Origin of the sequence: Paenibacillus macerans (assembly GCF_050565405.1) — a bacterium.
Taxonomy (GTDB): Bacteria; Bacillota; Bacilli; order Paenibacillales; family Paenibacillaceae; genus Fontibacillus; species Fontibacillus macerans_B.
The window spans coordinates 1-14,841 of record NZ_JBNYYG010000093.1 but is presented as its reverse complement, the minus strand read 5'-3'; the positions used below and the strand labels follow the sequence as shown (position 1 = coordinate 14,841).

16 protein-coding genes are annotated in these 14,841 nt (G+C 52.4%); 15 read left to right on the top strand and 1 reads right to left on the bottom strand.

All coding sequences use genetic code 11. From position 1 onward, the window contains the following. The first annotated feature begins 411 nt into the window (after positions 1–411). The 13 genes from wecB to murA all read left to right on the top strand — a co-directional run bounded on the left by wecB (position 412) and on the right by murA (position 11,709). Positions 412–1,566: a non-hydrolyzing UDP-N-acetylglucosamine 2-epimerase gene (gene wecB / locus ACQ4N8_RS27385; protein WP_430707531.1), complete on the top strand. Its 1,155-nt coding sequence runs from the start codon at positions 412–414 to the stop codon at positions 1,564–1,566. Positions 1,567–1,747: 181 nt separating this feature from the next. After that, positions 1,748–1,990 (top strand): AtpZ/AtpI family protein, encoded by a 243-nt coding sequence (locus tag ACQ4N8_RS27380; protein ID WP_430707532.1) that lies wholly within the window; start codon positions 1,748–1,750, stop codon positions 1,988–1,990. After that, positions 1,983–2,360: an ATP synthase subunit I gene (locus tag ACQ4N8_RS27375; RefSeq protein WP_430707530.1), complete on the top strand. Its 378-nt coding sequence runs from the start codon at positions 1,983–1,985 to the stop codon at positions 2,358–2,360. The genes ACQ4N8_RS27380 and ACQ4N8_RS27375 overlap by 8 nt, the downstream gene beginning before the upstream one ends. A 31-nt stretch (positions 2,361–2,391) precedes the next feature. Continuing rightward, positions 2,392–3,213 carry a F0F1 ATP synthase subunit A gene (atpB, locus tag ACQ4N8_RS27370; RefSeq protein WP_430707529.1) on the top strand — a complete coding sequence of 274 codons (822 nt, stop codon included), beginning with the start codon at positions 2,392–2,394 and terminating at the stop codon, positions 3,211–3,213. 121 nt (positions 3,214–3,334) lie between these two features. Next, entirely contained in the window at positions 3,335–3,559 is a 225-nt protein-coding gene (atpE, locus tag ACQ4N8_RS27365) for a F0F1 ATP synthase subunit C (RefSeq protein WP_009223739.1), read from the top strand. 116 nt (positions 3,560–3,675) lie between these two features. Beyond that, on the top strand, positions 3,676–4,164 hold the full coding sequence (gene atpF / locus ACQ4N8_RS27360) for a F0F1 ATP synthase subunit B (protein WP_430707528.1): 489 nt from the start codon (positions 3,676–3,678) through the stop codon (positions 4,162–4,164). Further along, positions 4,161–4,709: a F0F1 ATP synthase subunit delta gene (locus tag ACQ4N8_RS27355; RefSeq protein WP_430707527.1), complete on the top strand. Its 549-nt coding sequence runs from the start codon at positions 4,161–4,163 to the stop codon at positions 4,707–4,709. The genes atpF and ACQ4N8_RS27355 overlap by 4 nt, the downstream gene beginning before the upstream one ends. 15 nt (positions 4,710–4,724) lie before the next feature. Then, positions 4,725–6,239 (top strand): F0F1 ATP synthase subunit alpha, encoded by a 1,515-nt coding sequence (atpA, locus tag ACQ4N8_RS27350; RefSeq protein ID WP_430707526.1) that lies wholly within the window; start codon positions 4,725–4,727, stop codon positions 6,237–6,239. Positions 6,240–6,540: 301 nt separating this feature from the next. Continuing rightward, positions 6,541–7,401, top strand: coding sequence for an ATP synthase F1 subunit gamma (atpG, locus tag ACQ4N8_RS27345; RefSeq protein ID WP_430707525.1), 861 nt, complete (start codon positions 6,541–6,543; stop codon positions 7,399–7,401). Positions 7,402–7,435: 34 nt separating this feature from the next. Beyond that, positions 7,436–8,827: a F0F1 ATP synthase subunit beta gene (gene atpD, locus ACQ4N8_RS27340; protein WP_430707524.1), complete on the top strand. Its 1,392-nt coding sequence runs from the start codon at positions 7,436–7,438 to the stop codon at positions 8,825–8,827. Positions 8,828–9,072: 245 nt separating this feature from the next. Further along, a complete protein-coding gene (locus ACQ4N8_RS27335) occupies positions 9,073–9,486 on the top strand; it encodes a F0F1 ATP synthase subunit epsilon (protein ID WP_430707523.1) in 414 nt (137 codons plus the stop codon). A 341-nt stretch (positions 9,487–9,827) separates the two neighbouring features. Continuing rightward, positions 9,828–10,082, top strand: a complete 255-nt coding sequence (locus ACQ4N8_RS27330; RefSeq protein ID WP_430707522.1) for a DUF1146 family protein — start codon at positions 9,828–9,830, stop codon at positions 10,080–10,082. Between the two features lie 283 nt (positions 10,083–10,365). After that, a complete protein-coding gene (gene murA / locus ACQ4N8_RS27325) occupies positions 10,366–11,709 on the top strand; it encodes a UDP-N-acetylglucosamine 1-carboxyvinyltransferase (RefSeq protein ID WP_430707521.1) in 1,344 nt (447 codons plus the stop codon). 287 nt (positions 11,710–11,996) lie between these two features. Here murA and ACQ4N8_RS27320 read toward each other — a convergent pair whose 3' ends face one another. After that, positions 11,997–13,031 carry a zinc-binding alcohol dehydrogenase family protein gene (locus ACQ4N8_RS27320; protein ID WP_430707520.1) on the bottom strand — a complete coding sequence of 345 codons (1,035 nt, stop codon included), beginning with the start codon at positions 13,029–13,031 and terminating at the stop codon, positions 11,997–11,999. Between the two features lie 156 nt (positions 13,032–13,187). Here ACQ4N8_RS27320 and ACQ4N8_RS27315 point away from each other — a divergent pair, with 156 nt between their 5' ends. Then, on the top strand, positions 13,188–13,562 hold the full coding sequence (locus ACQ4N8_RS27315) for a winged helix-turn-helix transcriptional regulator (RefSeq protein WP_430707519.1): 375 nt from the start codon (positions 13,188–13,190) through the stop codon (positions 13,560–13,562). A gap of 1,046 nt (positions 13,563–14,608) precedes the next feature. Beyond that, positions 14,609–14,841: hypothetical protein (locus ACQ4N8_RS27310; protein WP_430707518.1), on the top strand; the 233-nt coding region annotated here is incomplete at its 3' end.

The following is a 14,841-nucleotide window of genomic DNA, read 5'->3' as shown; positions in this document are numbered from 1 at the left end:
TCGATGTAAACCTGTGAGATAGTGAGCATGTCTTTGAGAAAGATAAACTTGTAGGTCAGGACTCCGGATTTAAGGGGCCTAGCCGTTTTTGCATCTATTTCGCCGTGATCTTCAAAGTTGGCCGAAATACCTGCACTTTTGCAGTTTTTCGGATTTGGAATTATCTCATCTTAATAAAGGTTTAAAAATTGGGTTTTCAGCACCGAGAAGGTTGGATGAAGCTAGGGACTGAGTAGCGGAGCGTAGCTGGAGGCTACGTGAGCAACTGAAATGTTTCCGGCAGGAAACATGCTTCGGAAGCATACGCTAGGCCCGGGTGAATTCAAGATTCGGCGTCGAGTATGCACCCCTGCCCCAGCAACGTGATGGTAAGCCGATTAGTAAACAACCTCTGAAAGGAAGGAAATGAGCATGGGTAAATTAAAGGTTATGACCGTCTTCGGCGTTAGGCCCGAAGCGATTAAAATGGCGCCGCTGATTCTCGAGCTGCAAAAGCACGCCGACAAGATCGAATCGATGGTATGCGTGACGGCGCAGCACCGCGAAATGCTCGATCAGGTGCTGGACGTTTTCAACATCGCGCCGGACTACGATCTGGACGTCATGAAACCGAACCAAAGCCTCAACGAAATTACGATACGCGTGCTTCAGGGACTTGAGGGAGTTCTCCAGCAAGCCAAGCCGGACATCGTGCTCGTGCACGGCGATACGCTGACGACCTTCCTGGCGAGTTATGCCTCTTTCCTGCAGCAGATCAAGGTGGGACATGTCGAAGCCGGACTGCGTACCTGGAACAAAATGTCGCCGTATCCGGAGGAAATGAACCGTCAATTGACCGGTGTTTTGGCCGACCTGCATTTTGCGCCAACGGAGTGGTCGGCTGGCAATTTACGGAAAGAGAATAAGCCGGAGTCAGCTATATATGTCACAGGCAACACGGTCACGGATGTGTTTCAATATACAGTACAGCCTAATTACAACAACTCTGTGCTGGAATGGGCCGCCGGAAAGCGGCTTATTCTTATGACGGCTCACCGCCGCGAATCGCAAGGCGAACCGCACATGAATATTTTCCGTGCCGTAAGAAGAATCGCCGATGAGTTCGAGGATGTGGCCATTGTATATCCGGTTCACCCTAGTCCCGCAGTGCGAGAGCCGGCGTATGAAACCTTGGGCAATCATCCTCGTATTAAACTTATCGATCCTTTGGACGTGGTGGATTTGCATAATTTCTATCCCCACACCCATCTGATACTTACGGACTCGGGCGGTTTGCAGGAAGAAGCGCCTTCTTTTGGCGTTCCTGTACTGGTGTTACGTGAAACGACGGAACGTCCGGAAGGGATCGAAGCGGGAACGCTTGAGTTGGTCGGCACGAACGAGGAGATGGTTTATGAACGGACAAAGGTGTTGCTCAGCGATCAGGAAACTTACGAATCTATGAGCCGGGCCGCTAATCCGTATGGCGATGGAAAAGCATCGCAAAGAATTGTCAATGCGATATATCACCATTTCGGAATTTTAAACGCACGTCCCGAGGATTTTCACAGAAAGTTCACAAAATAACGAAAATATGTTTTGATCGCGAGCTTAAAAAAGTATACAGTATTACTGTACGCTGTATGCGTTTCGTTCAGGATTGCAAGGGCAAATTTAGCATTTCATGACTTTAAATCACTAAAAAACCTCAATTGACAAGATCTCTTCACAATTAGTAAAATAAATTGGGATTATTAGGGTGATTGAAATGGGAGACCCGACAAAACCTGACAATAATAACGGCGTATGGAAGGCTGTCGCCTTGGTGACTGCTTTGGGAACGAACTTTGCTGTTTGCGCCGTGGGAGGTTATTTCCTGGGTTCCTGGATGGATAAGCTGTGGTTCAAGAATGGCCTTGGCATCGGACTTGGCGTTCTCATCGGCATTGCGGCAGGAATCTTGGGCATCATCGCTCTGATCAAGTCGGTTATGGGGGGAAATGATGGATGAGCTGTCGAAATTGAGCCGTGCTTTGACAGCCGGAACTCTAGGTTTCTTGGCCCTGTGTTTTCTGGGAGGCGCTTTGCTGCCGGATTACCAAAGCATTATGCTGGGCATCGCGCTTGGCGCCGCGGTAAGCTGGATCAATGCGGTTTACCTGGGCCGCAAAGTCCGGCATGTGTTGGATGCGGCCATAAACGGCGGATCAAAACGGCTGAACATGGGTTTTTTGACCCGGGCGGCGCTGGCGGTTCTGGCGGTATTCGCCGCCTTGAAATATCCGCAGTACCTCAATGTGTATGCGGTTGCCGGCAGTCTTGCGTTTGCGCAATTTTTACTTCTTTTTATAGGCATTCGTTTTTCTCGTAAGCCAGAGTAGAACATTCAACTTGGAATGGGGGTGAGAAAACATGCATGAAGCTCCGGTCATTGAATTGGGCGGCCTACATATAGACCTGTCCATCATTTTGATGCTGGTGGTGACCTGCACGATTGTGTTCGTCGTGGCCCGTCTGGCGACGCGGAATCTATCCGTAGAAAACCCCGGGAAACTGCAAAATTTCATGGAATGGGCGGCAGAATTCGTTCAGAACCTGATATCGAGCACGATGGATTTGAAGAAAGGGAAACCTTTTCTTTCCTTGGCGATGACGATGATTATGTTTATCTTTGTCGGCAATATGCTAGGGCTTCTGTTTGGGGTTGTGACCGAGTATCATGATCCGGCAAAAGCAACGGTCTTCGGTCAGGAAATCACCTCGGTTACAACGACGCTTGCGGAAGCGCACGAGAAACACCCTGGCGAGGAAGCTCATGCCGAGGTGGCCTGGTGGAAATCGCCGACGGCCGATCTTAGCGTGACGATGGGACTTGCGCTGTTGGTCTTCGTGTTATCCCACGGACTTGGGATGGTAAAGAACACGAAAAACTATTTTAAGCATTACATTCAGCCGTATCCGTTCTTCCTTCCGATTAACCTGATCGAGCAGCTGTCGAAGCTGCTGACGCACGGCGTTCGTCTATACGCGAACATCTTCGCGGGCGAGGTGCTGATCTCCACGATCATGACTTTGGCCAAAGCGAGCGTGGTCGGCGCGATTTTTTCCGTACCGCTGCTTATGGTTTGGGATGGATTCAGTATTTTTGTCGGCGCGATCCAGGCTTTTGTCTTCGTCATCTTGATGATGGTGTACATCTCGCAAAACCTCGAAACCCACGAGGAAGAGCATTGATCGGGTAGTTTGCAAGAAGCGGCTTTATAGAGTTTGAGCAGGTTTTAAGTTACGGATTGGAGTAAGCCTTCGTCCTGACTGAACTATAAAAAATGAGTTTATTTTAAGGAGGATATACAAAATGGGAGCAATGGCATTATTGGCAGCAGCTATCGTAGCAGGTTTGGGCGCGTTCGGCGCAGCGCTGGGTAACGGGATGGTTATCAGCAAAACGGTGGAAGGGATCGCGCGTCAACCGGAAGCGAAATCCACATTGCAAACGACGATGTTTATCGGCGTAGGTTTGATCGAGGTACTTCCGATCATCGGCGTAGTCCTGGCGTTCATGTTCTTCGGTCAGGCTTAATAGAATTCTTAGAAAGTAATGGCGGGGAAGGCCACAGCCGTCCGCGCCTTCTTTTTAGCCCGGACAGGGCAATGTACGCTATTTGCGGATAGGCTTCGGAAAGGAGTGACTTAAGTTTGGAAATCGTATGGGAAAACACCGTCATCGCACTGATTGCGATCGGGATTTTATACTTCTTGTTAAATAAATACGCTTTCGGTCCGCTGTTCTCCGTGATGGAGAAACGCCGTGAATTGGTGCAATCGCAGTTGAGCGAAGCAGCCCAAACCCGCGAGCAAGCGACCGCATTTGTGGAGGAGCAGAAAGCGGCTCTCCAGCAAGCGCGTAAAGAGGCCTATGAGATTATCGAGCAATCCAAGCAAACGAGCAGCAAGCAAGCCGCTCAATTGTTGGATCAGGCCAAGGACGAGGCGTCCCGCTTGAAGGACGAAGCGGTCCGCGACATTCAGAACGAGAAAAACCGCGCCGTGGAACAGCTTCGCAGCGAGGTGGGCGCCGTCTCCGTGAAGATCGCATCCAAGCTGATCGAGAAAGAAGTCAGCGAAGAAGGCGTTCAAGGCGAACTGGTCGACAAGTACCTTAAAGAGGTCGGTGGCCGCTCATGAGCCGCGAGACCGTAGCCGCAAAACGTTATGCCAAAGCGTTGTACGAAATTGCCGCGGGAGAAGGCCGGACGCTGGAAATCGAAGGCGAACTGAAAGCGCTGGCGGCTGCATTCCAGGCCGGGGACGAAATCGAGCATTTCATCTCTTCGCCGAAAATCTCGGAAGGCGCCAAATGGGAGGCCATTTCCCGCGCGATCGAAGGCAAACTGTCCAAACCAGTCGTGCAGCTGGCTAAACTTCTGGTGGAACGCGGCAGAATCGGCTTGTTGCCGGAGCTGCTCGAAGGTTACGTCAAAATTTCCAGCGATGCTCTCGGGGTTGCGAACGCGGTCGTCTCGACGACGTATCCGCTGAATGAAGCGGAAAAGCAGCAGGTCGCCGATGAATTCGGCGCGCTGGTAAGCAAGAAGATCCGCGTTGAGAATGTGATCGACAAGTCGCTGCTCGGCGGCATGAAAGTGAGAATCGGCGATACGTTGTACGATGGAAGCTTGGCCGGCAAGTTGGAACGGCTTGAAAAGTCTTTTCGAAGACAAGCACTGTAGATAGGGGTGAAACACTTGAGTATCAGACCTGAAGAGATCAGCACACTGATTAAAAGTCAGATCGAACAATATAAATCCGAAATCGAAGTGGCCGAAGTCGGCACCGTTATTCAAGTTGGTGACGGTATCGCCCGCGTCCACGGACTTGAGAACGCCATGGCAAACGAACTGCTTGAGTTCGAGAACGGCGTTTTTGGTCTTGCGCTCAACCTGGAAGAAAGCAACGTCGGCGTCGTTATCCTCGGGCCTTACAGCGAAATCCGCGAAGGCGACCAAGTAAAACGGACCGGACAAATCATGCAAGTTCCGGTAGGGGAAGCCATGTTGGGCCGCGTCGTCAATCCGCTCGGTCAGCCGATCGACGGTAAAGGACCGATCGCTACGACGGAATTCCGTCCGGTAGAAAACAACGCCCCAGGCGTTATCGACCGGAAATCGGTACATGAACCGATGCAAACCGGGATCAAAGCAATCGACTCGATGGTTCCGATCGGCCGCGGCCAACGGGAACTGATTATCGGCGACCGCCAAACCGGTAAAACAGCAATCGCCATCGATACGATCATCAACCAAAAAGGCAACGGCGTGAAATGTATTTACGTCGCCATCGGCCAAAAGCAATCCACCGTCGTTAGTGTCGTTGAAACGTTGCGTCGCCACGGCGCATTGGATTACACGATCGTGGTAACGGCATCCGCTTCGGAACCGTCGCCGCTCCTGTACATCGCGCCTTATGCCGGCGTAGCCATGGCCGAGTACTTCATGTACAAAGGCGAGCATGTACTGATTATTTATGATGACTTGTCGAAGCAAGCTGCGGCTTACCGCGAATTGTCCTTGCTGCTTCGTCGTCCGCCGGGCCGCGAAGCATTCCCAGGCGACGTATTCTATTTGCACTCCCGTTTGCTGGAACGTGCCGCAAAACTGAGCGACGAGCTTGGCGGCGGTTCGATCACGGCGCTTCCGTTCATTGAAACGCAAGCTTCCGACGTATCGGCCTACATTCCGACGAACGTGATTTCGATTACCGACGGCCAGATCTTCCTGGAATCCGACCTGTTCTATTCCGGTCAACGTCCGGCGATCAACGTAGGTATCTCCGTATCCCGGGTAGGGGGTTCGGCGCAAATCAAAGCGATGAAGAAGGTTGCGGGTACGCTCCGTCTGGATTTGGCCCAATACCGCGAACTTCAAGCGTTCTCCCAATTCGGTTCCGACCTCGACAAATCGACGCAAGCGCGTTTGACCCGTGGTTCGCGCATGATGGAAATCCTGAAGCAAGGCGTCAACCAGCCGCTGGCGGTTGAGCAGCAGGTCATCAGCTTGTATACCGCGGTTAAAGGATATCTGGACGATATTCCTTTGGCGGACGTACGCCGTTTCGAGTCCGAATTCCTGTCCTTCGTCAGCAGCCAGCATGACGACGTGCTGCAGTCGATCCGCGACACGAAAGACTTGACCGCCGACAACGAAACGAAGCTGAAGGAAGTCATCGAGCAATTCAAACGCGGTTTCGCGACTACGGCATAAATGGCTTTGAAGCATAAACCGGCTTTGGCTTCGCGCAAAACGCCGGTTTGTGGCTATGTAAAAAAGATAACTTTGGCGATGCCAAATTAAGCTCGGGTAAAATCGAATCTAGAAGCAAAAGGTTGAAATGATTCTGAAGAAGCGAAGCGTTCGCCTTTGTGAGCGGATTTCTCCTGCTGTTGAATCTATCAATTCAAGAAATCCGCGAACAACAGCGATCGTAAGAACATTTCAATATTGCAGCTCAGAGGATTCGGTTGAAGCGAACTTGGCCCCGCCAAAGTTTTAAGGTGGTGAAATCATGGCAAAAGGGATTCGCGAAATCAAGCGTCAGATCAAGAGTATCCAGAATACCCGGCAGATCACGAAAGCGATGGAGATGGTCGCTTCCTCCAAGCTAAGAAGAGCGCAGGAGAAAGCGCAAGCTTCCCGTCCTTACGCCGATAAGCTGAAAGAGGTCGTTTCCAGCATTGCCGCGGGCACTCAAGGCGTCAGCCATCCGATGCTGGTCTCTCGTCCGATCAAGAAGACGGCTTATATCGTCATCACTTCCGACGGCGGCCTGGTGGGCGGGTATAACGCCAACATCCTCCGTAAAGTGACCGATTTGATCAAGAGCCGCCATTCTTCGCCGGAGGAATACGGATTATTCGTAATGGGCCGCAGAGGCCGTGACTATTTATCGCGTCGGGGTTACCACATCGTTCAGGACGTAACGGAGTTGTCCGATACGCCGAAATTCGCCGACATTAAATCACTGGCTTACGCTGCGGTTCAAGGCTTTGAAGAAGAGCAGTACGACGAGGTTTACGTCTGCTTTAACCGTTTCGTCAATGCCATCACCCAGACGCCTACGGTAGAACGTCTGTTGCCCTTTGAACAGGTCGATACGCATGGGGTTACCGCGAGCTACGAATATGAGCCGTCCCCGGAAGGCGTGCTGGAAGTGTTATTACCGAAATATGCCGAAACCCTGATCTTTGGCGCCTTGCTTGAAGGGAAAGCGAGCGAGCTTGCGGCCAAGATGACGGCGATGGGCAGCGCAACGAAAAACGCAACCAAAATGATCGGTGAACTAACCTTGACTTACAACCGTGCTCGTCAAGCGGCGATTACCCAAGAAATCACGGAAATCGTTGCCGGGGCGAACGCGCAAAGCTGATAGTTCCGATAGCACTTTTAGGAGGGAAACAAAGATGAACAAAGGACGCGTTGTCAGCGTAATGGGTCCGGTTGTTGACATCGAATTTGGGCGTGGTCAACTCCCGGAAATCTTTAACGCAATAAAAATTGTGAAGCAGGCAGGCGAAGCCGACCTGGTTCTGGAAGCTTCCAATCATCTGGGCGACAACCTGGTTCGCTGTATCGCCATGTCCTCGACGGACGGGCTTGTGCGCGGCACCGAGGCCATCGACCTGGGGGCGCCAATCTCGGTTCCGGTCGGAGAAGTTACGCTTAGCCGGGTATTTAACGTGCTTGGCGAAACGATCGATAACAAAGGTCCGGCGGAAACGGAAGTCAAGCTTCCGATCCACCGCGAACCGCCTTCCTTCGAGCAATTGTCCACGCAGTCGGAAATGCTCGAAACCGGGATCAAGGTTATCGACTTGCTGGCTCCTTATGCCAAAGGCGGTAAAATCGGCCTGTTCGGCGGCGCCGGCGTAGGTAAAACCGTTACGATCCAGGAGTTGATCAACAACATTGCCCAGGAACATGGCGGGATTTCCGTATTTGCCGGCGTAGGGGAGCGTACCCGCGAAGGGAACGACCTTTACATGGAAATGATGGAATCCGGCGTTATCCAGAAGACGGCGATGGTATTCGGACAGATGAACGAACCGCCGGGCGCACGCTTGCGCGTAGCGTTGACCGGCTTGACTATGGCTGAATATTTCCGCGATGAAGAAGGCCGCGACGTGCTGCTCTTTATCGATAACATTTTCCGGTTTACGCAAGCGGGTTCCGAAGTATCGGCCTTGCTCGGCCGGATGCCTTCCGCGGTAGGTTACCAACCTACGCTGGCGACGGAAATGGGTCAATTGCAAGAACGGATCACTTCAACGAAGCAAGGTTCGGTTACCTCGATTCAGGCGATTTATGTGCCTGCGGATGACTATACCGACCCGGCTCCGGCTACGACGTTTGCTCACCTTGACGCAACGACCAACCTGGAACGTAAAATTTCCGAAAAAGGGATTTTCCCTGCGGTCGACCCGCTTGCATCAAGCTCGCGGATTTTGACGCCGGAAATCGTAGGCGAAGAGCATTACGAAGTAGCCCAAGGCGTGAAGCGAATTTTGGCCCGTTATAAGGAACTTCAAGATATTATCGCCATCCTGGGTATGGATGAATTGTCCGATGACGATAAAACGCTCGTGGCCCGCGCCCGGAAGATCGAACGCTTCCTGTCGCAGCCGTTCCACGTGGCCGAACCATTTACCGGCTTCAAAGGTAAATATGTACCGATCGCCGAAACGGTCCGCAGCTTTAAAGAAATCCTGGACGGCAAGCATGACGACCTTCCGGAAGCGGCGTTCCTGTTCGTAGGGACGATCGAAGAAGCTGTCGAAAAAGCCAAGACGCTATAATAGTGCGAGTTCAAAAAGTCGGGTATTGAGCACCGGGAAGGTTGGATAAAGCTAGGGACGAAAGTAGCGGAGCGTAGGCGAACCTGCGTGAGCAACGGAAGGCCCGGCTAAATTCAAGATTCGACGTAGAATTGGCTTCTTGACCTGCTTCGTGATCAAAAGACGACTTTTTGAACAACCTCTAATACCGCGCCGTGAATGCGGATGTTCAGAAATGAACGGTCCCACGAACAGGAGGGATAAACGTGAGCACCTTTTTATTGGAAATCGTTACGCCGGAGCATGTGGTGTTCTCGAAAGAGGTGGACAGCCTGACTGTCCGCGGCCTTGAAGGGGAACTCGGCATTTTGCCGGGACATATCCCGCTGGTAACGCCGCTCCAAGTGGCTCCGATCGTAGCCAAAACCGGCAAGGACACGACGACGATCGCGGTGCACGGCGGTTTTATCGAAGTGCAAAGCGATAAAGTGATCGTGCTGGCCGAAAGCGCGGAACTGCCGGAAGAGATCGACGTCGAGCGAGCCATTGCGGCTCGTGAGCGCGCTGAACGCCGTTTGGCGGCCCGCAACAATCAGGATCGGGTCGATCATCGCCGGGCTGAACTGGCGCTGCAAAGAGCCGTTACGCGGATCAACGTATCGAGCCGCAACAAGCAATAGCGCCTGCTTTCGAACGGGCACCTTTCCGAGGTGCCCGTTTTTTCATGCCATCGATAATAGAGCGTTTGCAGGAGAAGCCGACGACGTTAGCGAATTCATTTGAAACGCCCCGAAGTGATGTATCACTGATTTTTTAGTAATAGATGAAATTGGAAGCCTTTGCAAGGGAAAGAAAAGCTGGATTATTGTCACGATGGCAAGTATGATATATAGGGTCTATATTTTTACAAGTTCGGAACCGATATATAAGACAGGTTGTGAACGATGGATCATAGCTCTGATCGGGGATTAACCGATTAGGTACTTGCTGCATAAATATAAAACGTGATGGGGGATTTAACATGAGTCCGGTCGAACAGGTATCCGCTTCGGTCGGCGTGGGTGGTTTGACGGCCATCCTCGTTTCGCTGGCTTGCATCGCCATTTCTTGGTGGGCGCTGCAGAATCTGAAGCTCGATTTGTTCATCCGCCACCCGAAGGGGCCGCAGGGCAAGCTGCTGCAGCTGCTGCTGGCGGTGGTGCTGGGCCGATTCGTGGCCGCTTTTGTGTTGGAATATTGGGGTTACACCCAGATGCTAAAGTATATGTTTGGATGAAGGACGAATTGGTTATAAGGGGTTAGACTGTCAAAGGTCAGTAAAGAAATTGTCGAATAACATCATTTCAATGTGTCAACAATGGAGAATAAGGACTACGAACTCGAAAGCAAGTCCAAGGACGGAGCAAAAGGCGATTTCAACGCCAAAACGCGCTTTTTCGACAGGATTAGAGCCTTGTGTGCCTTAAATGACCGGTGATATGATGAAATTTAGGGAATGAACGGGATAACTATTTCCATATCGGGAAAAAAGTGAAAATGAACGCGCGGAGGGAACCATGATGAGCAAATTTATCGTCCGCGGTGGCAATGTTTTGGCCGGGAACGTAAAAGTCAGCGGTGCTAAAAATTCAGTGCTACCGATCATTGCAGCGTCTTTATTGGGTGAAGAAGGGGTCAGCATTATTCGCGATGCACCTCCTCTTGACGATGTAATGACCATTAATAAAGTTTTGGAATCACTTGGGGCGACAGTTACATATGACCGGGAAGTCATTACGGTTAATGCGCAACGGATCGCTTCTTGTGAGGCACCTTATGAATGGGTGCGTAAAATGCGGGCGTCTTTTCTTGTCATGGGTCCATTGTTAACACGGACGGGATTTACCCGAATCTCGCTGCCTGGCGGCTGCGCCATCGGAACCAGACCGATCGATCAGCATCTCAAAGGGTTTGAAGCGATGGGGGCGGAAATCAACCTGGGCCACGGGTTCATCGAAGCCAAATCGCAAGGCCGTCTCCGCGGCGCAAAAATATATCTGGACGTAGCCAGCGTTGGCGCGACGGAAAATATCATGATGGCAGCCACGCTGGCCGAAGGAACCACCACGATCGAAAATGCGGCCAAAGAGCCGGAGATCGTGGACCTGGCCAATTACTTGAACAGCATGGGCGCAGTCGTCCGCGGCGCAGGAACGGGCATGATCCGGATCGAAGGCGTCGAGAAGCTGCACGGCTGCGAGCATACCGTCATCCCTGACCGCATCGAAGCGGGAACCTTTATGATCGCGGCCGCGATCACGGGCGGAAACGTGTTTGTGGAAGGCGCGATTGCCGACCATCTGGGGCCGGTTATTGCCAAGCTGGAAGAAATGGGCGTCGCCGTGGACACCCAGGAGAACGGAGTTCGGGTTATCGCCGACAAGCCATTAAAGGCCGTTGACGTCAAAACGTTGCCGTACCCCGGTTACCCGACCGACATGCAGTCCCAGATGATGGCGTTGCTGTTAGCTTCCGAAGGCACCAGTGTCATTACGGAGACCGTGTTCGAGAACCGCTTCATGCATGTCGACCAGTTCCGGTTGATGAATGCCGATATCAAGGTTGAGGGACGCAGCGCGATCGTTAGCGGAGGGGCAAAGCTGAGCGGTGCGAAGGTATGCGCCACCGATCTGCGGGCCGGGGCCGCGTTGATTATTGCGGGCCTGGTAGCCGACGGTACGACCGAGGTCAGCGGTACGCATCATATCGACCGGGGATACGTGCATTTGGCCGAGAAGCTGTCCGGTCTCGGGGCAGACATTTGGCGCATCTCCGTTGAAGAAAATGCACCTGAAATCGAGAAAATTCCGGTAACCGTCAAAGAAGAAAAGCCGGTATTGAAAATCCAGCCTTCCTGGGCCTGATTCACAGTTTGTTCCCGAACCTACCGGAATGATGGTTATCTATTTATATGAGCGCAAGAACCATGCTTTCGCAGCATGGTTTTTTATTTGTGTGAACGGATAAACTAAAAACGCCGCAAAGGAGTGCGTCCTTCGCGGCGCTTGGATGAAAGGCCGAGTTCCTTTTAAAGTGAGAACGCCTTGACTATGATGCAAGAGGACTGATTTAGCCCCCGGTTGCAGCCGTTGCTTACGGATCTCTCTGGATCCGTGCCGGCCAGACTGCTAATCCGGGACTGCCGGCGACATCACCGGAAGGTTTCCAGAACGACTTTGCCTACCGTTTGCCCTGTTTCCAGCAAGGCGTGGGCTTTGCGCAGGTTAGCGGCGTTGATCGGTTCCAGCTTTTCGGCTGCGGTTGTACGAATGGCGCCTTGGTCGACGAGACCGGCAAGGGCGTTCAGCAGGTGGTGCTGCTCGATCATATCTTCGGTCTGGAACATCGAACGGGTAAACATCAGCTCCCAGACGAACGTCACGCTTTTATCCTTCAACAGGGTCAAGTTGAGCAACTCCTCCGTTTCCACGATCGAGCAGATTTTGCCCTGCGGCGCAATCGCGTCGGCCATGTTCTTCCAGTGTTTCTCCGTCGTGTTCAGGCAGAAGATATAGTCCACCTGGCTATAGCCGTTTGCTTTCAATTGAGGCACGAATGCTTCATAGTGGTTGATGACATGGTCGGCGCCCAGCTCTTCTACCCATTCGGCGGATTCGGGTCGCGAAGCCGTTCCGATGACGGTCAGTCCGGCGTGTTTGGCTAACTGGGTAGCGATGGAGCCAACACCGCCGGCCGCACCGATAATGAGCAGCGTTTTGCCGGCGTTATCGGCGGCGTTCAACGGGATGCCCAAACGGTGGAACAGTCCTTCCCAAGCGGTAATTCCGGTCAGCGGGAGCGCCGCCGCTTCGGCAAAACCCAGCGAAGCCGGTTTGCTGCCGACGATGCGTTCATCGACGAGGTGGAATTCGCTGTTGCCGCCGGGACGGATGATGCTGCCGGCATAATACACTTCGTCGCCCGGTTGGAACAGCGTAACTTCCGACCCGACCTGCTCCACGACGCCGGCAACGTCCCAACCGATGACGCGCGGCTTATTTTCTACGCGGCTTTTGGGGGAACGCACCTTCACGTCAACCGGATTGACGGAGATCGCTTGGACTTTCACCAGGATATCCTTGCCGGTCGGCTGCGGTTTCTCGATTTCCACATCAAGCAGACTCTCCGGGTCCTCCACCGGAAGATACTTATAAAACCCCACTGCTTTCATCATATCTTGCGCCATGATGACGGGCCTCCTTAATCGTTTTTATTATGGAATGTTACTTGTATTAGCCTTCCCTTCACACTTGTTAATCTAATTCATTTGTTTTAAAATTGTAAGTACGCACATTAATGTTATATAGTATCTATTTGTATACTATTGTGGAGGGATACGGAGATGCGGAATCGCAAAAGTGGTTACGGCGCTTGTCCGAACGACGAAGGCTGCCCGGTCGAATTCACGCTGGACGTCATCGGGGGCAAATGGAAAGGCGTATTATTGTATCATTTGATGAATGGGCCGATCCGTTTCAACGAATTCCGGCGGATTTGCCCGACCATTACCCAACGCATGCTGACGCTGCAGCTGCGCGAGCTGGAGGACGACGGCATCGTTCACCGCGAGGTGTACCATCAAGTGCCGCCGAAGGTGGAATACTCCCTGACGGAATTCGGGAAGACGTTGATTCCGATCATTCAGAAGATGAAAGAATGGGGCGAGATTTACAAAAAGTCGGCCCCCTTCCGGGAGAAAGGCGAAGCGCAATTATAAGATCATAAGGATGCCCCCCTGGCCTTTGACGCCAGGGTTCAAGGATGACCCGGAAAACCGGGTCGTCTTTTTTTTTGTTGTTTTAGCGGTCGAGGGGGGATCAGGAAGGATTCTTTGAAGCGACGATGCCGGGAGCTCATTTTGGCTGCGGAAAAGGAGTGGCCTCCAGAAATGGAAGTGATGCGAGAAGGCAAGTATCCATAGGAAGGCTAACGGACACAGGAGCAGTCGATGAATGGTTAGCATGGTTAATTAACTTAGGCGGCATAAAAGCGGTAAATCAACCTTGAGAACGTTGGGCAGAGCAGAAAGCCTTCTGGGGGAGCAGAACCCAATCGTGTTTGGTCGAGTTCGCGTAACCGCCGAATGCAGGGATTGAATGAAAAATCGTACAAAAACACTCATGTCATGGACGAGGGGGAGGGTTTGTACAAAAAATCATCTAAAAGCGCTCATGCAACGGCTCGGTGCAGGAGATTTGTACGAAAAATCGTACAATAACGCCCATATAACGGTACCATGCAGGGATTTTGGACGAAAATTCGTACAATGTCTGCTTTGTGGCCTCGAGTCCAAGTTGTCCACGACAAATCGATACTCTCAGAGGAGCCGCTAACCGTCGTTTTCCAAGGCTCATCTATTTTAAAAGAACCGAGTGAACGTTATTTCCTGCGAATATGCTCTTTTGGCAGCGGTAAGAGCGCAATAGAGTCAACGGCGTCCGTTAGGTTGTTAGCTTGGGACATAGCCGGGAAATCGGCATTTAGCGTCATTACGGTCCGTTACGGCACGGCGGGTTCGGTGGACGAATACGGTAGATGGTCACAGTAGATGGTTGCGGTACGGCGGATGTTCAAAGGGAAGCCAACCCGCGAGGTGCCGAAAATAGGATGGAAGAAGATGGGCGAACGGGTTCTAGCAAATCGTGAAAACTCATATCTATAAGTATAGCGGGCAAACGATATAGGAAGAGAAAAACTAGGTTACTAGCTGGCTGTGGAGCGAGACGAGGACAGCACGACGACAAGATGGAGGTAGGCAATCGGATGCAGGAAAAACCGAGCTCTTTGAAAATAAACCTTGGGTCCCGCACGGAGACTCATACGGGAACGGAGGGACGAAGCTACCGCGAGGCGCAAGCGCCGGCGGTAAAGCCGGCAATGTCCGCGGCGAAACCCGGGGCCAGCGCGGAGGAGAAACGTCGCCACGTCAGATCGGCGGGTGTGGCATGGGCGCCGCCCGGGAAGGCGGCCGTGCGCGGCGGCAGCGGGGCCGACCC